The sequence below is a fragment of the Paenibacillus sp. Y660 genome, assembly GCF_057221575.1.
In genome coordinates, this window is the sequence record NZ_JBXBBJ010000037.1 from 1 (window position 1) to 20,655 (window position 20,655).

Genomic DNA, 20,655 nt, shown 5'->3' on the forward strand with positions numbered 1-20,655 from the left:
GGAAAATTGGTGGAGTCTGGCCTTTTTTGAAACTGGTTTTCATCTTCCATATTTTCCAGCGCCATTTCATAACTATTCTGGCATCACCACTGGAATCCCCCATCTAATTCCGAGAGGCTATTTATTATTCCTACCCGTTTACTTGGATCTGATCTAACATCATTATAAATCTGCACGCATGAATGTCAACCCATTTTCTTCAAAATGCAATGCGTAGACAGCTTTCTTCTCCGTATGATAAAATTTATTGGTTACATAAAGGAAAAATTTTATATCTTACCCTAGGAGGGAGCACAACGATGGCTAACAGACGTATGGATCATATTGGAGTAATGGTTAAAGATATTGAGGCTTCCATTGCCTTCTATACCAACATAATCGGATTTGAGCTTAAAGGGCGCACGCTGCATACAAATGGGGTAATTGAGCTTGCTTTCCTCGGTTTTGGCCAAACGGATGAGACGGAACTGGAGTTAATTCAGGGTTATAACGATAGCCTTCCGATTGAAGGCAAGGTACATCATTTCGCCGTTACTGTCGACGATGTAGAATCAGAGTTCGAACGATTGAAGCAGCTCGACGTATCCTTTGTTGATGAAGATATTACGACACTTCCAAACGGTTATAAGTATTTTTTCGTAAGCGGACTTGATGGCGAGCGGATTGAGCTCTTCCAGCGGTAATATACAACTAATGAAAAGAGAGGATGCATCCCGAATGGGAGACATCCTCTCTTCTTGTAATTGATCTTAATCCTCGATCGTGGACAAATCGCCAGTTGGCAAATTCAGCTCCCACGCCTTCAATACTCGGCGCATGATTTTACCGCTGCGCGTTTTCGGAAGCTTGTCCTTAAACTCAATTTCTCTCGGCGCAGCATGCGCGGATAAGCCTATTTTTACGAATTGCGATATTTCCTGCTTCAATTCATCAGATGCGACATATCCTTCACGCAACGCAATAAACGCTTTAATAATTTCTCCGCGCATTGGATCTGGCTTGCCGATTACGCCCGCCTCCGCTACGGCCGGATGCTCGACCAGCTTGCTCTCTACCTCAAATGGTCCAACCCGCTCGCCCGCAGTATTGATGACATCGTCGATACGACCTTGGAACCAGAAATATCCTTCTTCATCCATATACGCGGAATCACCCGAGATGTACCAGCCTTTCAGGTAGAAATACTCCTCGTATTTAGAAGGATTATTCCATACCTTGCGCATCATAGACGGCCATGGGGTTTGAATCGCAAGATTACCCATACGATAAGGCGGAACCTCATTGCCGCTATCGTCAATAATCGCAGCTTTAATGCCCGGTAAAGGCTTACCCATAGAACCTGGCTTGATGTCCATGCTTGGATAGTTGCAAATGAGCTGGCCGCCAGTCTCCGTCATCCACCATGTATCATGAATGCGTTGACCATATACCTTCATTCCCCAACGAACGACTTCTGGATTGAGCGGTTCGCCTACGCTTAGTACATGGCGCAGACTTGTCAGATTGAATTGCTGCGAGATATCGTCGCCCGCACCCATCAGCATGCGGAATGCTGTTGGCGCGCTATACCATACGGTGACGTTGTATTTCTGAATGACGCCATACCAATCGCTTGGACTGAAGCGTCCGCCACGAATGACATTTGTTGCGCCGTTCAGCCATGGTGCAAATATTCCGTATGATGTTCCGGTAACCCAGCCTGGATCGGCCGTGCACCAATAGATATCATTTTCTTTCAAATCAAGCACAATTTGACCTGTATACATATGTTGAATCATCGCATTTTGTACATGGTAGACGCCTTTGGGCTTGCCTGTTGAACCGGAGGTGTAATGTAAAATAAGGCCATCCTCGCGATCAAGCCATTCGATTTCCGCTTCATCCGATGCCAATGCCATCTCTTCCGCAAAATCGATGATGCCCTCTTCCTTCGGCACATCCTGTCCGAATACGATAACATGCTTCAAGTTCGGCAGTTCATCACGCTTTATTCGTGTGAATAAGGCAGGCGTCGTTATAATCGCAGTAGCTTCGCTATCCTGCAGCCTGTCCTTTACTGCTGTCTCCATGAAAGCTTCGAACAAAGGTCCTACAACCGCACCGACCTTCAACGCGCCAAGCGCACTGAAATATAGCTCGGGAGTCCTAGGCATAAAAATAAAGACACGCTCCCCCTTTGAAACGCCAAGCTTGCGTAAAACGTTTGCAAAACGATTGGATTGCTTGCTCAGCTGTTCAAAAGTGTAGGATTCATCGCGTACACTATCACTGTAGTAAAGAGCGATTTTCCCGCCTTTGCCTTGCTCGACATGCCGATCAATGGCCTCATAAGCCATATTCACTTTCCCTGTCGTATGCCAGCTGAATTGACTTTCGATCTGACTCCAATCAAACGAGTCGAGTGCTGCTTCATAGCTTGGTAAATTCGGATTTGGTGCCGTTGCTGGAATTCTTTCTTGATGCAAGTTGATCATTAATGTCACTCTCCCATCAAATCTGTATGTTTCATCCATAAGAATACGCTTTCATAAACCAGTCAAGCTTTTTGCAAACAAGCTTGACAGCCATTCGCATCCTCGTTACATCAACCGACAAACTTATTATAGCACAAACTAATTCTTTTCGACTACGCTTTTCATTTTGACAAATGTTTGTTATAAAGAGTAGTAGAGGTTTGATATCTGACAGCAGCCTGTCAGCAAAGGAGGTTCAGCCTTGGAACATCGAAAGCGTTTGCAGCGAGAACAGCTCGCTTTAGACGCAAACCGTGAGCTTATTATTGAAGGACCCGTACCGCCTGAACGACTAGCAAATATGACCATGCACAAATCGCTAGACGCATTCCGCAAGCCGAATGAGCAGCATGATGCCCTTATTGAAATCGCTAGTCTGAGTGAAGGACGAATCATATTAACCCGCGAAGGAGACGTTATTGTTGGCTATGTCACCTTCCACTATGCCGATGAGCTTGAACGCTGGTCGGAAGGCGGAATGACCGATCTCATCGAGCTCGGAGCGATAGAGGTAGCAGATGATTATCGCGGCTGCGGCTTGGGGAAACGAATGATTCAGCTCGCTTTTGCAGAAGAGCAGCTAGAGAACGTGATCGTTTTTACGACTGAATATTATTGGCATTGGGATCTGGAAGGCACGAAGCTGAATGTATGGGATTACCGCAAAATGATGGAGAAATTGATGCAATCCGTTGGAATGGTTTGGTACGCTACGGATGATCCCGAAATTTGCTCCCATCCCGCAAACTGTCTTATGGTGCGTATCGGCAAGGAGGTCCCGCTCAGATCGGTTGAGCATTTTGACAGGGTTCGCTTTCGCCAACGATTTATGTATTAAGCTTGTGCTTTCGAAGTAGGTTTGCTTCGCAAACCTTAGCTTATGCTTTCGAAGTAGGTTTGCTTCGCAAACCTTAGCTTATGCTTTCGAAGTAGGTTTGCTTCGCAAACCTTTAAGGAGGATAGGGATGGCTTCAGATGCTATTTTCATTCATCATACAGATTCTAGCGGATATAAATTTGGTGAGGAGCATCCTTTCGATCCGCTGCGGATTACGCTGACGATAGATTTGCTTAAAGAAATTAATGCTATTTCCGAGAAGCAGATGGAAGCTCCTCCCGCCTACTCCGAGGAAGAACTGCTTTCGCTCGTTCATCGAACCGACTACTTGTCTGCCGTCAAGCAATTAAGCGAGGACGCATCATACGACGACAGCAGCTTGCTCGCTCAGCAATTTGGCCTGCACACCGAGGATACGCCTTTTTTTCCAGGCATGCACAAAGCTGCAATGACTATTGTAAGCGGTTCAGTAGCCGCTGCTGATGCTGTTATGGCGGGACGAACTAAGCATGCTTATCACGTCGCCGGCGGACTGCACCACGCCTTTCCAGACCGCGCTTCGGGCTTTTGCGTTTATAATGACGCAGCGGTCGCCATCAAACATATCCGTCAAGCCTACGGCGCTAAAGTGCTGTATATCGACACCGATGTCCACCACGGAGACGGCGTTCAATGGGTTTTCTATGATGATCCTAACGTATGCACCTATTCCATTCATGAAACGGGTAAATTCCTGTTCCCTGGAACAGGCTTCGTTCACGAGAAAGGGGTAGATCACGGCTTCGGCGCCTGCTATAATGTCCCTCTTGAACCTTATACCGAGGATGACTCTTGGCTGGAGAGCTTTAATGTAACCCTCCGCAAAGTTATTGCAGCGTTTAAGCCGGACATCATCATTAGTCAGCATGGCTGTGATGCGCACGCATACGACCCGCTCTCTCATATCCATTGCAGTATGCGGATCTATGCCGAAATCCCAGCGATCATTCATGAATTGGCTCATGAGCATACAAATGGACGATGGATTGCGCTTGGCGGAGGCGGCTACGATATTTTTCGCGTCGTGCCTAGAGCTTGGTCTTTAGTATGGCTCACCATGATTGAACATCCAATCGCTAAAGCGATAACTGCCGGAGAATCGCCGCCGCTTCCTGAAAGCTGGCTTCAGCGCTGGTCAACTATAAGTCCGCTCAAGCTGCCGACAAGATGGTTGGACGATCAGGCTGACATTGAGCCTATGCCAAGGCGCGCCGAAATCACTGAAAAGAATAGAGCTATGCAAAAGATCGCCGTCCAGGATATTTAAATCACTCACGTACACGCAAGACGCTGCAACAATGACAAATAAAGGACGAGCTCCGATGCCAGCATCGGAGCTCGTCCTTCATCTATCTCTTTAAAATTAAACATGCTGTACGATATCATCAATGATTTGATAAGAATTGTTAGCTGCCGTTATCGTAAACTCCGCGAAGTTCACATGAGCTGATCCATCAGCCTTGTCCGACATTGAGCGAATGATAACAAATGGCGTTTCATTCATATCGCATACCTGTGCAACCGAAGCGCCTTCCATTTCCGCACATGCGCCATCGAACGTCTCATGCAGAAGCTTTACGGACTCGCGGCTAGCAATAAATTGGTCGCCTGAGAGTACTTTTCCCTTCAGACTGCGCCCTGAGAATAGTCGTTCGCTTGCTGCAGAGGCAAGCTCGATTAAACGCTCGTCTGCTGGAAACTCCGATCTTGGGTGAAATGGTATCGTTCCGCGAGCAAAGCCGAGCGGCGAGCAATCCATATCATGCTGCATGCAGCTTGTGGAAACAACAATATCTCCGATGTTTAGCTGAGGGGCAACTGCTCCTGCTACACCCGTAAACAGAACGCAATCAGCTCCCAGATCAAGCAATATTTGCGTACAGACAGCAGCATTTACTTTGCCTACGCCCGATTTGCAATAAATGATCGCTTTGCCGTGCAACGTCCCCTCGAAATAGGTAATGCCTGCCTTCGTCACCTGAGACGCAACGTTTACATGCTCATGCAGCAATTCAATTTCTTCCGACATAGCGCCAATAATTCCTATTTTGTTAAACGACATTTCTTTTATACTCCTCCAACTGATTGACGCACAACGATTTCATGCGGCAGTACGACTTTGGATTGATCTACGTTTTCTTTCTTCATTAGCTTTGTCAGCAAACGCATGGAAACAGCTCCGATATCATACATCGGTTGTGCTACCGCTGTGAGCTGCGGACGAACCATCGATGCCATCCGGCTATTATCAACGCTAATAACGGAAATATCTTGCGGAACTTTCAAACCGGAATCCTGAATGCTGTGAATGGCGCCGATCGCCATTTCATCCGTTGCAGAAAAAACAGCCGTTGGACGCTCGTCCAGCTCAATAAAATATTTCATCGCATCTGCGCCGGATTCATAACGATAGTTGCCGATGCGTACTAAGGAATCGTCATAGGCAATACCTGAACCTTCAAGCGCGCGCTTATAGCCTTGAAACCTTGCATAACCAATGGATGGATCTTGAAGGGTGCCGCTGATCATCGCAATCCGTTTATGGCCTTGCTCAAGCAGCTGTTGAACCGCATCAAAGGCAGCATCCTCATGATTGATGTCGACAGACGGAATTTGTCCGCTTTCATCTGAAGTCGCACAAAGTACAATCGGCACGTTGGCCGTCTTAAATGCTTGCAAATGCTCCTCTGTTACAGCACCGCCCATAAATAACAACCCGTCGACCTGCTTCTCCAAAAGCGTGTTAATCACTCGGATTTCCTTGTCCTTTTTCTTGTCCGCATTACACAAAATAATATTATAATGATACATATTCGCAATATCTTCAATTCCGCGTGCTACTTCAGCAAATATGGCATTTGATATATCGGGAATGACAACCCCTACGGTAGTCGTTTTCTTGCTTGCTAGTCCTCTTGCTACAGCATTCGGACGATATCCAAGCCGGTCTATTGCTTCAAATACTTTCTTGCGTGTTGCCGGCTTCACATTGGGATTATTATTCACAACCCGGGAAACCGTAGCCATCGACACTCCTGCTTCTCTTGCTACATCATAAATGGTTACCGTCACAGTGTTTCTCTCCATTAGCTCAGATTTTTAAAATTTCGTACGCCGTATATTAACGTAATCATAGCATAAAGGGAATGGCAACGCAAAACAAAAGACGTCAAAAACCCTTATATTCCGAGCTTTCATTGATTTTTTCAACAATCGTTCATACCCTGTAGATGATGAAAACCAGCAGAAATGCAGCAGGAAAAATGAAGAAATATAAGGCTTTCAGTGGGATTGGAGAAGCGCTTACATGAAGGTTAATGCCGATTCTCTTTTTCCAAAATATTTCAACAGCTTATGAATATGGAAAAAGACGAGCCGCGGAAGTTCCCTCCCTCCAGCTCGTCAATTTTTTTCTTGCACTACATAAAAAAATCAAACAGCCTGTTCCAAATTTCGTGAGCACTTCATTTCTTTCATTCCCGATGGTTGCCATCAGAAACCAAATCTTAACAAAAGATTCCGAGCTTGCCGGTCAATCAACCTGCTCCCCATCCAAAGCCCTCGCTACAAAAATAGCGAAATATGACAGCTCTGTGAAGCTGGGTCTGATATGCTGCGTAGTGAGCAGCATACCGTTTGAATGACCGCGAGTTCATTCGGCTATGTATGGAGAGTACGACGGCTAATTTGCTCAAGTCTCTTATTCAAATCTTCAATCCATGCCTCATCGTTTAGGGACTGAGCAAGCAAATACAAATCGAGAAGCTTGTTAATTCGCTGCTCTATTAATCTCTCGAATGCGGTTTGATCCGTCTGCTGCTTGTCCGCTTTTGCTTCAACTAACAAATTCGCCCATTCATTGCATTCGTTAAAAAGAAAGGTTTGCTTATCTGGTTGTGCTCCCAATTGAGCTATTAATCCCGTTAAATCCGGCTTAACCTCCGGAAAAACCTCACTCCTATTGCAGACCGTACAGGAGAATATAGGTACGTTGTCGATCTCGACCTTACCCGAATAAATAACTGTGCGCAGTTTCATCTTCATGATGTCACCACAATGACACCGCTTATGCAAAGTGGTCCACTCCTTCTTAGTAGCAGCTATTGCCGCTAAGCATTGCTTTTTAGAGTTGCATTGTATAAGTGATTCGACCATTTTCGCATAAATTCCTGCTTACACAGCTTTGTAATTTTTACTACTAAAATCAACTTAGAAGCCTTCCAAAAGCTTCCGATTACTTTGCGATTTTTCTCCATATCTTTCGAATTGGCGGTATCGCCGCAAGCGCTGTCCATAACGCAGCTCCTATCATATCATTGCGTACATCCATCGGGTCAGGCATTCTGCCGCCCACAAAGGATTGATGGAACTCATCCGTAATCCCATACAGCCCGCAGATCAGTACGATAGCAACCTTCATCCAGAAGCGGTCACCGTTCCTGCCCATTCCATAATCAACTGTTAAAGCTAAAACAAAATAAGAGACATAATGGCCCCAATTAAAATCTTCCATAAAAGGGAAAAACTTTTGAAAGAATGGCAGCAATGTTCCGATCTCGTCGCTAGTTCTTGAGGATAATATAAAAATAACGGTCATCCAGGCGACTGCTGGCAAAAAGCGAAGCAGCCTTAGATAAGAGAATGATTTTGAATTCGAATCCGTTTGCTTCATTGTTACTCCTTCGTTACAATAATAGTGATCTTTAATAGATGGAGGGGAATATAATGTCATTGCAAAACAAAACCGTCATCTGTTTGCTTGACGACGAATTTGAGGATTTGGAGCTATGGTATCCCGTGTATCGTGCACGCGAAGCCGGTGCAACCGTCCTGTATGCTGGGCCTGAGAAAGGCAAGAAGCATATCGGCAAATACGGCGTACCTGCTGTTGCCGATTTGTCGTTCGATGAAGTAAACAGCGAGGACATTATCGGATTGCTCGTGCCAGGCGGCTGGGCACCTGACAAGCTTCGTCGTTATCCGAAAGTGCTTCAGCTGGTACAGGAACTGAATGCGGCAGACAAGCCAATTGGCCAAATCTGCCATGCGGGCTGGGTACTTATTTCGGCGAAAATATTAGAAGGCCGCAAAGTAACCTCAACCCCAGGCATTCGCGACGATATGGAAAATGCAGGCGCTGCATGGTTCGATGAAGCCGTTGTCGTGGATGGAAATCTGATCTCCGCGCGACGTCCGCCAGATCTACCACCCTATGCCAAAGCATTTGTAGACGCATTAGTACAGCGAATGGGTTAACCATTCGCTGTTTTTTTGTTTATTCGTTCCATAAAGCCATTTAGCTGCTCTAATATTTCAGTGCTTGTGCGGCAGGCATGCAGCTTCTGGAACACCTCTCTGCTCTCTTCCTGCGAGGTGCACAGCAGCCTTTCCTTCACATGCAAAATGGAATGTGATGACATGCTCAGCTCATCTACGTCCAAGCTAAGCCAAATCGGCAGCGCTCTTAAATCTCCCGCCAGCTCCCCGCATACGCCAACGGTAATGCCGCTTCGCTTTGCCGCTTCAACCGTCATGCGCAGCATTCGGAGCAGTGCAGGATGGTACGGCTCATACAAATGAGAGATTTCCTCATTCATGCGGTCGACCGCCAGCGTGAACTGAACCAAATCATTGGTTCCAATGCTGAAGAAATCCACCTCTTCCGCAAGCAGATCGGCGATCATGACGGCAGCTGGCACCTCGATCATAATGCCAATCTTCATCCCTTTGTCATAAGGATGGCCAGCTTCCTCCAGCTCGCGCTTCGCTTCATTCAGCACTGCGTTTGCTGCCCGCACCTCATCGACCGATGAAATGAGCGGATACATCAGCTTCACTTGACCATAGTAGCTTGCACGAAGTATCGCGCGCAGCTGCGTTTTAAATAAGTCCTGACGATCCAGTGAAATTCGAATCGCACGGTAGCCAAGAAACGGATTATCCTCTTCCGGAAGCTCAAAATAATCAAGCTGCTTGTCGCCGCCAACATCAAGCGTACGAATGACTAATGGCTCGCCGCCAAGCCGCTCGGCAACGCTGCGGTACACCTCGAACTGCTCTTCTTCCTTCGGAAACCGATTGCGGTCCATATACAAAAACTCAGTACGGAACAAGCCTACACCATGCGCCCCGCTCGCTAATGCTATTTCCAGCTCCTTGAAGGAGCTGATATTGGCCGCCAGCTCCAGTCTCTTGCCATCTGGCGTGACGGGACGGTGACCTGCAATGCCGTGCAGCCTTTTCTTCGCTTCCGCTTGATGGCTGTGCAGCTCGGAGTAGGTATCAATCACTTGCTGCACGGGATCAATAAATACGGTCCCGTCGCTGCCATCGATAATGATCGTTTGCCCGGTTTGAATAGGCTCCTCAAGCTTCGTCTCGACGCCTACAACGAGCGGAACACCAAGCGCACGCGCCATAATTGCCGAATGAGAAGTCGTGCTTCCCGCCAGCGTCACAATGCCAAGCACATGCTGCGGATTGATGTGGGCAAGCTGTGAAGGCGAAAGCTCCTTCGCAATTAGAATGAACGGCTGCGTATCCGAAGGAAGCGTAATTTCCGGCGCTCCCAGCAAATGCTTCAGCAATCGATTGCCCACATCCTTAATATCAAGCGCTCTTTCCTTCATATATTCATCATCAAGCAGATCGAACATCGTAACAAAATGGTCGATCGCTTCCTTAACCGCTACTTCAGCCGCTTTATATTGACGCTGGATAATGCCTTGAATTTCATTCATAAAGACAGGATCGTCCAAAATGGCTATATGAGCATCGAATATATGTGTTTCCTCCGAACCGACAACATCACGCAGCTCATCCTTAATCTGCTCAATTTCCGATTTTGAGGTACGAATTCCTTCGTAAACACGTTCGAACTCGCGGGCAAAATCAGCTACATCAATCTTTTGCTCCGGTAACTCCCATTCCCAATTCGGAAGCACAAACGATCTCCCAATCGCTATGCCTGCTGACGCTCCTATTCCTTGAATCATTGTGTTTCCCCTCCACCGTTTCTCTCTTTAAGTACAACAGACATTACAGAGGACTGTCCTTTTTTCACCGCTTTGAACGGTGCAAACCGCCATGAGTGTACAAGATCGGAATTCGTAATAACCATCGGTGTAGCAAGCGACTTGCTTTCCTTCCGGACTCGCTGCAGATCAAATTTGATGAGCAGCATGCCTGGGGTGACTTCGTCGCCTTCCTTAACAACAGCTTTAAAATAACCTTTGCCTGCCAGACCCGAAGTATCGATTCCGATATGAAGCAATACCTCCAGCCCCTCAGGTGTAAGAATGCCTATCGCATGCATAGTCGGGTAAATATGAATGACTTTGCCTTTGACTGGAGAGACAAGCTCCCCTTTGTCAGGAATAAATGCAACGCCCTGTCCAACGAGCTTACCCGCGAATATCGGGTCTGGTACTTCATCAAGCGGAATCATTCTCCCTTGAATAGGCGAGTAGAACAACACTTGAGCTTGATCGCGATGGATCGTCTTGATCATCTCTTCACGAATGAGCTCGGAGTAGGTCCCGAATACAACCTGAACTTGTCCGCCGCCAAGCTTTATAACGCCTGCTGCACCTAGATTGCGCAGTGAATTTACATCGAGCAGCTTGTCATTGGATACTTTAAGCCGCAATCTAGTAATGCAGGACTCCATTTTTTCTATATTTTGTTTGCCGCCAATGGCTTGCAATATAAGCGGTGCGCGATATGGAATGTCGCCTGCCCACTCGTCAAGCTGCGAGCCTTCCTCGCGTCCCGGCGTTGGAATTCTAAACCTGCGAATCGCCCATCGGAACAAGAAATAATAAACAAAACCGACGACAATGCCAATAGGGATAATAAGCCAGCCCCGAGTCGCCAAATGCAAATTAATGGCATAATCAATCGCCCCGGCTGAAAACGAAAATCCATGCTTAATGCCGAGCTCGTAGGTAACCCACATTATGATACCAGACAATATGGCATGAACAACGTATAAATAGGGAGCTACAAACAAAAATGCAAATTCTACCGGCTCAGTGACACCCGTTAAAAATGACGCAAGCGCAGCATAAAGAAATGTTTTTCGTATTTTCGGCTTCAAATCCTCACGCGCTTCATGAATGATCGCAAGAGCAATGGCCGGCAAAGCGAACATCATCGTCGGATAAAGCCCTGCCATGAACACGCCAGCTGACGGGTCTCCTGCGAAGAAGCGAGGCAGGTCACCATAAACCATGCTGCCCGTATCCGTCTCGTAGCCGCCAATTTGGAACCAGAACACGTGACTGACTAAATGGTGCAGGCCAAACACGACCAAAATGCGGTGCACAAAGCCGTATAAAAAAACGCCGAACCCGCCGCCCGATGCAACGATTTCTCCAAGCTCCACAAGCATTTGCTGCAAATAAGGGGCGATGTTGATCATCCCTATCGAGAATAACAAGGAGACGACGCTAACGAACAATGGAACGAACCTTGGCCCTCCAAAAAATTGTATGTACTCCGGCAAGCGGAGACTTTTGAATCGCTCGTGGCTTACGCCCGCTATGATCCCGATTATTGTTCCAATCAGTACGGTAGGTTCAATTGGCACCTCGGCAGTACCTGTAATGCCGCTATAGATAAACATGCCGACAAGCGCCGCCATACCGGCTGCAAGCGCATTTCCAGTTAATCCAAGCGATATGCCCAGCGCGAAAATATATGGTAAAAACGTAAATATCGTTTCGCTAGCTGTAACTAAATAACCTTCCATTTCTGGCAAACCAATGTACGCCCAAGGCAGCTTGCTCAAGCTCAAAAATATAGCCGCGCCCGGCAATACAATCATCGGCAGCATAAAAGCTCTACCGAGCTGCTGCAGACTTCCTATGAAAACCATCATGCACCTCCTTAAAGCTTTGCGTGGCAATATTATGCGCGGCAAAACTATACATCAATAAGCATTTAGTCCGATATATCTATAACGATGTTAAGCGTTTGCTTCGTTTTTGTCAAAGTAAAAGGCGAGCCCTTTAGGGCCCGCCGATGTTGATGGATTCTTTTCAGTTATTTTATAACGATGTTAGCGATTGCCACCAAAGTAAGGCGAGTTTTGCGCGTTTGAAGCTTGGTAGCCACCTAGATGCGAAATAACCGGACCTGCTTGTTGGTAGGAATTCGTAGCATCCAACACTGGGGTTTGCGAAGACGTGTACGATTGAGTCGGTGTCATACCATATCCGTTTTGTGCGTTCGATTGGTTGAAGCCACCGTAGTTGGATGCTGTATATTGTGCATTTTGCAATCCATAAGACTGGTTAAAAGACTGTTGACGGCCTTGTTGATTATCGGGACCAGCTTGAAAACCAACATGCGAAATAACTGGACCAAAGCTGCCAAACGCTGTTGCAGGTGATTGTGCATAGCTTTGAACCAATTGATGCGAGTTGAATGAATTGTTCGTTCCCACCGGATTTGTCATATTCGAATAGCCAGATGGCGAAAACTGTTGTTGTGCACCTTGGTTATAAGAATTAGACGCTTGATAACCGCCTGGCACATTCGAAACGATTGAATTCGTTTGTCTGCCAAAAGTCGGTTGGCTGAGCTGCCCTTGATAATGCGATTGCACATTGCCTGTTGGCTGGAATTGTGCGTTTTGGTTTTGGTAGCTCTGTTGTCCTTGGAAATTACCCGGTTGTTGCGAAAATTGATTCACGTCGTGTCCTCCTTGGATACCATCATAGAGTCTTCAGGTGAACACCGACCGCTTCGCCCACAGTGTTTATGCGATAACAAGTTCGGCACTCGCTCTTGAAGCCTTTCTTATTGTGTAGGAGTGACCGTTTTTTTATTACAGTTATGTTTTGGATTTTCCACCAGAAAGCAGGATAGAATCCTCAACCTTAATGCACCGATCCATAATGACCTCTAAGCCGCCAGCAGTTGCAATTGCAGCTGCTTCCTCGTTCGCTATGCCAAGCTGCAGCCAAAAGGTTTTGGCGCCAATAGAAACCGCCTCTTCCGCGACAGGAGGCGTATGCTCGCTTCTGCGGAAAACATTAACGATATCAACGGGTACGGGTATATCCTTGAGCGTCGCATAGCTTTTTTGTCCCAATATGGTATCGGCGTTAGGATTGACGGGAATAATCGTATAGCCCTTTGCTTGCATCGCTTCGGATACCATATAGGACACGCGCTCTGGATTGTCAGACAAGCCAACAACAGCAACAGTCGTACTTTTCTCCAAAATACCCTTTATCTGCTCACGCGTAGGATTCTCAAATGCCATCAAAACACCTCAATTCATTATTTTAGGAAAAAATGCCGAAACGCCTTCCATCATTTACCCTTCGATCCACTCAACGTTCGCTCCCAAAGCTTTCAAATGATCAAAGTAAATGGGATACGACTTGGCTACGTGATGAGCATCACGAATTCGAATCGGCTGTTTCGCACGCAAGCCAACGACCGTCAATGCCATGATAACGCGGTGATCGTAATGGGCATTAATCTCAACGCCGCCTTCGACGCCTTCAGGACGGCCATGGACAATAATCTCAGCCTGACGCTCTTCCACATTCGCGCCCGCTTTGCGCAGCTCATTTAAATAGTCGGTAATGCGGTCGCATTCTTTGTAGCGCAGGTTTTCTACATTATAGAATCTGGAAGTCCCATCGGCAAAAACAGCGGCAGCAACCATCGCAAGTACTGCATCCGTTGCATGATCGCCATCGAATTCTACTGCCTTTAGCTTTCCATTGCCTTTCACATGGACGATGCCGCCTTCATGCGTAAGCGGAACCTCCATCATCTTGAGAACATCAACAACTGCGCGCTCGCCTTGCTTGCTCTTCTCTTCCAGACGGTGAACGATAACATCTGATTCGGTTACGGCAGCAGCAGCCAAAATCGCCGCAGACCCCGGATAATCGCCTTGTACGGAATACGTTTTGGCAGCGTAGCTCTGACCGCCTGGAACGCGGAAACGCATATAGTCCTCGTCGGCATGAATGACGATGCCGGCCTGCTCCAACACTTCAAGCGTTTGACCAACGACAACCTTCGATTTCAAGTCATGCAGCACCTCGATCTCGCTGTCTTCCTCGAGTAAAGGCGTCAAGAACAGAAGCGCACTCAAAAATTGCGAGCTAATGTTGCCTGATACTTGAATTTTACCGCCCTTAGGAGCACCGCCTTGAATGCGAATAGGAAGCTTGCCGTCTTGATGCTCGATAGTTACGCCCATCGCAGTCAACGATTCAATCAAATCGCTGTGCGGACGCTTTCCTAGCGAATCCGGATAACGGTTAATGAAGGTAACATCTGGGCAAAGTGCAGCAATTGCCATTAAAAAACGCAATACAGCACCCGCATTGCCTACATCAAGCTGCTCGACCGGCTTCGGATTGCGGCCAAAGCCGGTGATGACGATTTTCTCATCATCCTCTTCTACACTCGCTCCCAGATCGCGGATACAGCGGCGCATGGCATCGCTATCCTCGCTGTGAGCCGGATAATAAATGGTGCTCGTCCCTTCCGCAAGTGCTGCTACCAGCAGGTAGCGTGTGGTGTAATTTTTTGAAGATAGCGCTTGAAGCTCGCCTTCAAGCCTTGGCGTTGGCGTCACTAATACGTCCATAGTTCGTATGATCTCCCTTTACAATAATATATACACCCAACCAGCCGAGGGCCGCTTGTAGTGATGAAAAATCAAGTTATTGCGAAATCATATGCTGCGCAAGTATCGCCGCAACGACCTCTTCTGCTGACATATTCGTCGTATCAATCGTCAGATGCGCAAAATCATAGGCATGCTTGCGCTGCTCCAGCAGCAGATTAACTCTCTCCTCCGCATCGCCTTGCAGCAAGGGGCGCGCCGTGTCGGTTTTTACCCTTGCAATAATTTGCTCCGGATTCGCCTTCAGTGCGACGACAAACCCTTTGCTAAGCATGAGTTCCCTGTTAACCTCGCTAAGCACGGCACCGCCGCCTGTAGCAATGACAGATGACTCCTCGCTCGCCAAAATCGCTTCAAGAACCTTGGTTTCGATTACCCGAAAGCCCGCTTCGCCATCCGCTGCAAAAATATCAGAAATAAGCCTGTTTTCAAGCCTTTCGATTTCCTCATCGGCGTCGACTCGCTTCCAGCCAAGTTCCCCTGCGAGCAGCTTGCTGACGGTTGACTTGCCGGTCCCCATAAACCCGATTAACACTAACTTTTTCAATGGTTGCCTGTCCATCGTAACCGTTTCACCCTTTTCGCTCTTGCTAAACCATTTTTTCTTCAACATCATAACATTTTTTTGCAATTCTAGGGTATAAAAAAGTTGCATATGCCGTATGGATGATAATGATGAATAATTAGGATTAGGAGTGACGCTCGCGATGACCAGTAATCTCAATCTGCAACCATTTCACCCCACTCAAAAACGTGTCGATCGTATTCTCGATCCTGATCATCCGCTCTGTCGCGCGGATGTCGTCTGGATGCTTGAATTGATTAAAAAAAAGGTGGCTGACGAAGATCCAGCCTTAATGGATCTTTCGCAGCCACGCTTATTGCAAAACTTTCATTTCTTTGCCGAAGCGGCTATGTCCCTCGTTCATCGCAGACATTACAGCAATCAAGAGGCTGATCGGCTGCGTGAATGGCTGCGTCAAGCAGCACACGGATTGTATGTGGACAAACCCCGCGAGCGGAATCATTAAATAGCTGCTCGTATTAAGATTGCATCCAGTTGAAGTGGAAGCTTCCTTCTTTGTCCAAACGTTTGAACGTATGAGCGCCGAAGTAGTCGCGCTGCGCTTGAAGCAGGTTCGCAGGCAAGCGCTCTGTACGGTAGCTGTCGAAATAAGCGATTGCGCTTGAGAAAGCAGGAACCGGTACGCCGTTTGCAACAGCAGCAGAAATCACTTCGCGCCAAGCGCCTTGGTAAGACTCAACGATGTTTTGGAAATAGGAATCCAACAACAGGTTGCGAAGGTTCGGATCACGGTCGTAAGCGTCTTTGATGTTTTGCAGGAAGCGAGCACGGATAATGCAGCCGCCGCGGAAAATCATTGCGATTTCGCCGTATTTAAGATCCCAGTTATATTCTTCCGAAGCCGCACGCATTTGAGCAAAGCCCTGTGCGTACGAGCAAATTTTACTTGCAAACAGCGCTTTGCGCACGGACTCGATAAATGCCGCTCTGTCGCCTTGGAAAGGTGTTTTTACAGGTCCGTTAAGCACTTTGCTAGCCGCAACGCGCTCTTCCTTCATAGCCGACAAGAAGCGAGTAAATACGGATTCCGTAATGATCGAAAGCGGAACGCCAAGATCCAGCGAGCTTTGGCTTGTCCATTTTCCAGTTCCCTTTTGGCCTGCGGAATCTAGGATAACGTCTACCATTGGCTTGCCTGTCTCAGGATCGTATTTCGAGAAGATATCTCTCGTGATCTCAATAAGGTAGCTGTCTAGCTCGCCTTTGTTCCACTCGGAGAAAATTTCGTGAAGCTCTTCTGCGCTAACGTCAAGCACATTTTTGAGCAGGTCGTATGCTTCGCAAATCAGCTGCATGTCGCCGTACTCGATTCCGTTATGTACCATTTTCACATAGTGGCCAGCGCCATCCGGTCCGATATATGTGCAGCAAGCGTCATCGCCTACTTTAGCAGAAATTGCAGTAAGGATCGGTTCAACAAGCTCGTAAGCGGATTTTTGGCCGCCTGGCATAATCGAAGGTCCTTTCAAAGCGCCCTCTTCGCCGCCGGATACGCCTGTACCGATAAAGCGGAAGCCTTTTGCTTCAAGGTCCTTGCTGCGACGTACCGTATCAGGGAAATATGCGTTTCCGCCATCGATGATAATGTCGCCTTCAGCCAAATGAGGAACGAGGGAATCGATTGTTGCGTCCGTTCCTGCTCCAGCTTGAACCATGATCAAAATTTTGCGAGGTACTTCAAGCGATTGAACGAATTCTTCAATGGTGTATGTCGGAACAAGATTTTTGCCGGCTGCTTCTTGAACGAGATCATCTGTCTTCTCGCGGGAGCGGTTAAATACCGAAACTGTAAAGCCTCTGCTCTCAATGTTAAGGGCAAGGTTCTTACCCATTACGGCCAATCCAATAACGCCAATTTGCTGTTTAGACATCTGGTTCTTCCATCCTTCATCATCTATTTTGGGTCACAATAGTTTCATTTTACTCTTTTTAAGCCAAGAAGAAAACTATTTGCCTATAAAAAAGTCGGAATTGCTGCATCAAAAATATTGACCGATTCAAAAAGTTTATCTTATATATGAAGGTAAACTACTTGTTATTCGATGCGGCGCTGCATCGTTTCAATGGCATAGCACAACCTAAAAACGATCAAATGCTGTATGCGTTGCACAGCTTTCGATCGCTTTTAGTCTTTCATATAGGAACCAGCATCCATCATCAGAGCTCCAGTTGCAACATTTCCGAACGAAGCCCCATCAGCCGTTCTTTAGATTCCGTAACCGCTTCCTCGTCATCGCCTTGCAGCGCATCGAAGAGCATCGACAACTCATAATCCAGCTCATAGCGCAGTACGATGGCTCTTTCCTCTGCTCGCTTGGATTGAAAAGCTCTAATCATTTCTTCTATTGTAACAAAAGGCTTCTTCTGATAAATAATCCGATGTTCCATACCGGACACCTCCACGAGTCGTATAATCTCACCGAACATAATACTCTCAATGACGATTTGACGATCTTTAATGCGCTTCACAACCGCATGTCCACGTGTGTCATTAATCAGCTTTTCAATCAACTCCGACAGTTTCTCGTCCTTGATGATGTAGTCGCCGACAATTTTGTAACGATTTTTCATTCGCTGGAATTGAAGCTTAACGAGCTTGCGGCCTGTTCGAATGGATACTAGAAACTGCCCCTCGGTCTCGCTCCAGTACAAGGAGTAACCTTCCTGAATAAGATCGCGGATGAGATTTTGGATTTGCCGGCGGTCAAATCGCAGCTCCAAATTGCAATATTCGACTTCGTGGCTTTTGTTCACGGCAATCCCTCCCTTACCTCAGTTTAGATGATGATGAGTTGACGAAATAATCTGATAATTTGTTCTTATCTTCATCTTATACTCCATCTTATGTTATGGCAACTTGGATTATTGACTAATTTTACGAATACAGCCGACTAAACTAAAAAAAGGGCGCGGCCGTCCCCAAATGCAGACGGCTCGTTCCCTTTTTATTCCACTATGCCATAGGCGGCAGTGGAATTTTTATATGTAAGCGTATTATTTTTGTTCTACCGCTTACTTTTCAAGCGCAAAAGCGATGGCTTCCTCTAAGCCTAGCTTTTGCGTTTCCGCTTCGTTTCGGAGCTTGAGCTCAACGATACCTTCGGCGGCATGCTTCCCTACTACGATGCGAATCGGTATGCCGATAAGGTCCGAATCCTTGAACTTGACACCCGGACGCTCGTCGCGATCATCAAGCAGCGTATCAACTCCGGCCTCTTGAAGACGCGCTGCTATATGAAGCGCCAAATCCATTTGACCCTGATCCTTTGCAGAAACGGGAACGACATGAACCTGATAGGGCGCGATAGACTTCGGCCAGACGATTCCATTGCTGTCCGCATGCTGTTCAAGGACGGCGGACAGCAGCCTCGATACCCCGATTCCGTAGCATCCCATAATGAAGGGCTGCTCTGTACCCGAAGCGTTCAGAAATTTAGCGTGGAGCGCATCGCTGTATTTGGTCCCAAGCTTGAATACATGGCCAACCTCAATGCCGCGATGGAACGTCAAGCGTCCTTGCTCGCAGCGCGGGCAACAGTCGCCCGCTATCGCATCGCGATAATCGCCTGCCTGTGCATTCCCGAGATGAACGCCTGGCTGCACGTTCCCCAAGTGGTAGTCCTGCTCATTTGCTCCCGCGATTCCCGCTTCCATCGCCAGAACAGCATAGTCAGCAAGGATAGGAATCGTTAAGCCGATCGGACCTGCGAAGCCGATTGGCGCGCCTGTCACACGCTCTGTCGTCACTTGATCCGCAAGCTCCAAATGAGCTGCGCCCAGCGCATTTTTGACCTTTATTTCGTTAACCTCATGATCGCCTCGAACGATTACCGCTACAGGGCTTTCGTCGGCTGTATAGATCAAAGTTTTCATGAATGCATCGGCACCGATGCCAAATGCCTCAACAAGCTGCTCAATCTTCTTAATATTCGGCGTATGAAGGCGTTCAAGCTCTTTCTGCTCTTCTGCTTGCTTGCTATCTGCTCGCAGCTCAACGCGAAACTCCGCTTTCTCGAGATTAGCCGCATAGCTGCAGGCATCGCATGCCGCAATGGTGTCTTCACCGATTTCAGCGAGCGCCATAAACTCATGCGTGCCGCCTTCTCCACCAATCGAGCCTGCATCCGCCTCAACGGCACGGTAATTAAGACCGCAGCGCGTAAAAATGCGGTTATATGCCTCGTACATGCTCATATAGCTGCGGTGAAGGCCCTCCCAATCTTCGTCAAAGGAGTAGGCATCCTTCATTAGAAATTCTCTGCCGCGCAGCAAGCCGTAGCGAGGACGCTGCTCATCGCGAAACTTTGTTTGTATCTGGTACAGCGTCATCGGCAACTGCCGATAAGAACTAACCTCGCTGCGAACGAGTGCGGTTATTACTTCCTCGTGTGTCGGACCAAGCGTAAATTCCCGATCATGCCGGTCATGCAATCGTATTAATTCAGGCCCGTACACCTCGTAACGACCGGACTGCTGCCAAAGCTCGGCTGGCTGCATCGCCGGCATCAGCACCTCTTGCGCGCCTGCCCGATCCATTTCCTCCCGCACGATCTGCTCCAGCTTTCTGAGCACGCAGCGGCCGAGCGGCAAATAAGTATAAATGCCAGCCGCAAGCTGTCTGATTAGACCAGCACGCAGCATTAGAATGTGGCTGGCTGCTTCCGCTTCCGATGGCGCCTCGCGTAAAGTCGGCATTAACAATTGGCTCTGTCTCATGCTTGGAATAGCCTCCTCTTGATTGATATTCGGTTATAAGAAAACAAAAAGAACGCATTCGAAAGGGACGAATGCGTTCGTGGTACCACCCTCATATAGCTGCCGGCAAATCCAGACAGCTCTTGCTTAGATAACGGAATATGAATTCCGGCAGCGGCTTTGTAGCTTTGCCGCTGCAGCTCGCAAGGTAGGGAATAATCAGTCGTTTATAGAAGCCTTACAGCCTGCGGGCTTCCTCTCTGCCATAAACGGCGGCTGATCAACATAGCCTTGGTCGACGCTGTTAGGATGTCGTTAACTT

19 protein-coding genes are annotated in these 20,655 nt (G+C 47.6%); 5 read left to right on the top strand and 14 right to left on the bottom strand.

Annotated elements, in window-relative coordinates:
• Positions 1–299: 299 nt before the first annotated feature.
• Positions 300–683 (top strand): VOC family protein, encoded by a 384-nt coding sequence (locus AC2TDN_RS24360; protein WP_482066873.1) that lies wholly within the window; start codon positions 300–302, stop codon positions 681–683.
• A gap of 66 nt (positions 684–749) precedes the next feature.
• On the opposite strand, the gene acsA is transcribed toward AC2TDN_RS24360, so the two are convergent.
• Entirely contained in the window at positions 750–2,474 is a 1,725-nt protein-coding gene (gene acsA / locus AC2TDN_RS24365) for an acetate--CoA ligase (RefSeq protein WP_482066872.1), read from the bottom strand.
• Between the two features lie 241 nt (positions 2,475–2,715).
• Here acsA and AC2TDN_RS24370 point away from each other — a divergent pair, with 241 nt between their 5' ends.
• Together AC2TDN_RS24370 and AC2TDN_RS24375 are read left to right on the top strand one after the other, a co-directional pair.
• Complete coding sequence (locus AC2TDN_RS24370) at positions 2,716–3,351, top strand: GNAT family N-acetyltransferase (RefSeq protein WP_482066871.1); 636 nt, start codon at positions 2,716–2,718, stop codon at positions 3,349–3,351.
• 127 nt (positions 3,352–3,478) lie between these two features.
• Positions 3,479–4,657, top strand: coding sequence for an acetoin utilization protein AcuC (locus AC2TDN_RS24375; RefSeq protein WP_482066870.1), 1,179 nt, complete (start codon positions 3,479–3,481; stop codon positions 4,655–4,657).
• A gap of 96 nt (positions 4,658–4,753) precedes the next feature.
• Here the strand turns inward: AC2TDN_RS24375 and AC2TDN_RS24380 are convergent, their stop codons facing one another.
• From AC2TDN_RS24380 to AC2TDN_RS24395, 4 genes are all read right to left on the bottom strand, one after another.
• On the bottom strand, positions 4,754–5,452 hold the full coding sequence (locus tag AC2TDN_RS24380) for a 5'-methylthioadenosine/adenosylhomocysteine nucleosidase (protein WP_482066869.1): 699 nt from the start codon (positions 5,450–5,452) through the stop codon (positions 4,754–4,756).
• A gap of 5 nt (positions 5,453–5,457) precedes the next feature.
• Positions 5,458–6,462: a catabolite control protein A gene (gene ccpA, locus AC2TDN_RS24385; protein WP_484690477.1), complete on the bottom strand. Its 1,005-nt coding sequence runs from the start codon at positions 6,460–6,462 to the stop codon at positions 5,458–5,460.
• Positions 6,463–7,050: 588 nt separating this feature from the next.
• On the bottom strand, positions 7,051–7,428 hold the full coding sequence (locus AC2TDN_RS24390) for a hypothetical protein (RefSeq protein ID WP_484690478.1): 378 nt from the start codon (positions 7,426–7,428) through the stop codon (positions 7,051–7,053).
• Positions 7,429–7,624: 196 nt separating this feature from the next.
• Entirely contained in the window at positions 7,625–8,062 is a 438-nt protein-coding gene (locus tag AC2TDN_RS24395; RefSeq protein WP_484690479.1) for a VanZ family protein, read from the bottom strand.
• 53 nt (positions 8,063–8,115) lie between these two features.
• On the opposite strand from AC2TDN_RS24395, the gene AC2TDN_RS24400 reads away from it, so the two are divergent.
• On the top strand, positions 8,116–8,646 hold the full coding sequence (locus tag AC2TDN_RS24400) for a type 1 glutamine amidotransferase domain-containing protein (RefSeq protein WP_484690480.1): 531 nt from the start codon (positions 8,116–8,118) through the stop codon (positions 8,644–8,646).
• Here the strand turns inward: AC2TDN_RS24400 and ptsP are convergent.
• The 6 genes from ptsP to AC2TDN_RS24430 form a co-directional block, all read right to left on the bottom strand.
• Positions 8,643–10,385, bottom strand: a complete 1,743-nt coding sequence (gene ptsP / locus AC2TDN_RS24405; RefSeq protein WP_484690481.1) for a phosphoenolpyruvate--protein phosphotransferase — start codon at positions 10,383–10,385, stop codon at positions 8,643–8,645. The two genes, AC2TDN_RS24400 and ptsP, sit on opposite strands and share 4 nt — an antisense overlap.
• The gene (locus AC2TDN_RS24410; RefSeq protein WP_482066900.1) at positions 10,382–12,268 is read right to left on the bottom strand and encodes a glucose PTS transporter subunit IIA; all 1,887 of its coding nucleotides are present in this window, start codon (positions 12,266–12,268) and stop codon (positions 10,382–10,384) included. The genes ptsP and AC2TDN_RS24410 overlap by 4 nt, the downstream gene beginning before the upstream one ends.
• Before the next feature lie 183 nt (positions 12,269–12,451).
• A complete protein-coding gene (locus tag AC2TDN_RS24415; protein ID WP_484690482.1) occupies positions 12,452–13,087 on the bottom strand; it encodes a hypothetical protein in 636 nt (211 codons plus the stop codon).
• A gap of 141 nt (positions 13,088–13,228) precedes the next feature.
• Positions 13,229–13,663 (bottom strand): CoA-binding protein, encoded by a 435-nt coding sequence (locus AC2TDN_RS24420; protein ID WP_484690483.1) that lies wholly within the window; start codon positions 13,661–13,663, stop codon positions 13,229–13,231.
• Positions 13,664–13,717: 54 nt separating this feature from the next.
• On the bottom strand, positions 13,718–15,013 hold the full coding sequence (aroA, locus tag AC2TDN_RS24425) for a 3-phosphoshikimate 1-carboxyvinyltransferase (RefSeq protein ID WP_482066862.1): 1,296 nt from the start codon (positions 15,011–15,013) through the stop codon (positions 13,718–13,720).
• Positions 15,014–15,089: 76 nt separating this feature from the next.
• Entirely contained in the window at positions 15,090–15,614 is a 525-nt protein-coding gene (locus AC2TDN_RS24430) for a shikimate kinase (RefSeq protein ID WP_482066861.1), read from the bottom strand.
• A 145-nt stretch (positions 15,615–15,759) separates the two neighbouring features.
• Here AC2TDN_RS24430 and AC2TDN_RS24435 point away from each other — a divergent pair, with 145 nt between their 5' ends.
• Positions 15,760–16,083 carry a hypothetical protein gene (locus AC2TDN_RS24435; RefSeq protein ID WP_484690484.1) on the top strand — a complete coding sequence of 108 codons (324 nt, stop codon included), beginning with the start codon at positions 15,760–15,762 and terminating at the stop codon, positions 16,081–16,083.
• Between the two features lie 13 nt (positions 16,084–16,096).
• Here AC2TDN_RS24435 and gndA read toward each other — a convergent pair whose 3' ends face one another.
• The 3 genes from gndA to AC2TDN_RS24450 all read right to left on the bottom strand — a co-directional run bounded on the left by gndA (position 16,097) and on the right by AC2TDN_RS24450 (position 20,354).
• A complete protein-coding gene (gene gndA, locus AC2TDN_RS24440) occupies positions 16,097–17,509 on the bottom strand; it encodes an NADP-dependent phosphogluconate dehydrogenase (RefSeq protein ID WP_482066859.1) in 1,413 nt (470 codons plus the stop codon).
• Positions 17,510–17,795: 286 nt separating this feature from the next.
• Entirely contained in the window at positions 17,796–18,392 is a 597-nt protein-coding gene (locus tag AC2TDN_RS24445) for a hypothetical protein (RefSeq protein ID WP_484690485.1), read from the bottom strand.
• A 258-nt stretch (positions 18,393–18,650) separates the two neighbouring features.
• On the bottom strand, positions 18,651–20,354 hold the full coding sequence (locus tag AC2TDN_RS24450) for a proline--tRNA ligase (protein ID WP_484690486.1): 1,704 nt from the start codon (positions 20,352–20,354) through the stop codon (positions 18,651–18,653).
• Positions 20,355–20,655: the final 301 nt, after the last annotated feature.

Coding starts and splice junctions, on each gene's coding strand:
- AC2TDN_RS24360 (WP_482066873.1), top strand. CDS start 300: ATGGCTAACAGACGTATGGATCATATTGGAGTAATGGTTAAAGATATT.
- acsA (WP_482066872.1), bottom strand. CDS start 2,474: ATGATCAACTTGCATCAAGAAAGAATTCCAGCAACGGCACCAAATCCG.
- AC2TDN_RS24375 (WP_482066870.1), top strand. CDS start 3,479: ATGGCTTCAGATGCTATTTTCATTCATCATACAGATTCTAGCGGATAT.
- AC2TDN_RS24380 (WP_482066869.1), bottom strand. CDS start 5,452: ATGTCGTTTAACAAAATAGGAATTATTGGCGCTATGTCGGAAGAAATT.
- AC2TDN_RS24390 (WP_484690478.1), bottom strand. CDS start 7,428: ATGAAACTGCGCACAGTTATTTATTCGGGTAAGGTCGAGATCGACAAC.
- AC2TDN_RS24395 (WP_484690479.1), bottom strand. CDS start 8,062: ATGAAGCAAACGGATTCGAATTCAAAATCATTCTCTTATCTAAGGCTG.
- AC2TDN_RS24400 (WP_484690480.1), top strand. CDS start 8,116: ATGTCATTGCAAAACAAAACCGTCATCTGTTTGCTTGACGACGAATTT.
- ptsP (WP_484690481.1), bottom strand. CDS start 10,385: ATGATTCAAGGAATAGGAGCGTCAGCAGGCATAGCGATTGGGAGATCG.
- AC2TDN_RS24410 (WP_482066900.1), bottom strand. CDS start 12,268: ATGGTTTTCATAGGAAGTCTGCAGCAGCTCGGTAGAGCTTTTATGCTG.
- AC2TDN_RS24420 (WP_484690483.1), bottom strand. CDS start 13,663: ATGGCATTTGAGAATCCTACGCGTGAGCAGATAAAGGGTATTTTGGAG.
- aroA (WP_482066862.1), bottom strand. CDS start 15,013: ATGGACGTATTAGTGACGCCAACGCCAAGGCTTGAAGGCGAGCTTCAA.
- AC2TDN_RS24430 (WP_482066861.1), bottom strand. CDS start 15,614: ATGGACAGGCAACCATTGAAAAAGTTAGTGTTAATCGGGTTTATGGGG.
- AC2TDN_RS24435 (WP_484690484.1), top strand. CDS start 15,760: ATGACCAGTAATCTCAATCTGCAACCATTTCACCCCACTCAAAAACGT.
- gndA (WP_482066859.1), bottom strand. CDS start 17,509: ATGTCTAAACAGCAAATTGGCGTTATTGGATTGGCCGTAATGGGTAAG.
- AC2TDN_RS24450 (WP_484690486.1), bottom strand. CDS start 20,354: ATGAGACAGAGCCAATTGTTAATGCCGACTTTACGCGAGGCGCCATCG.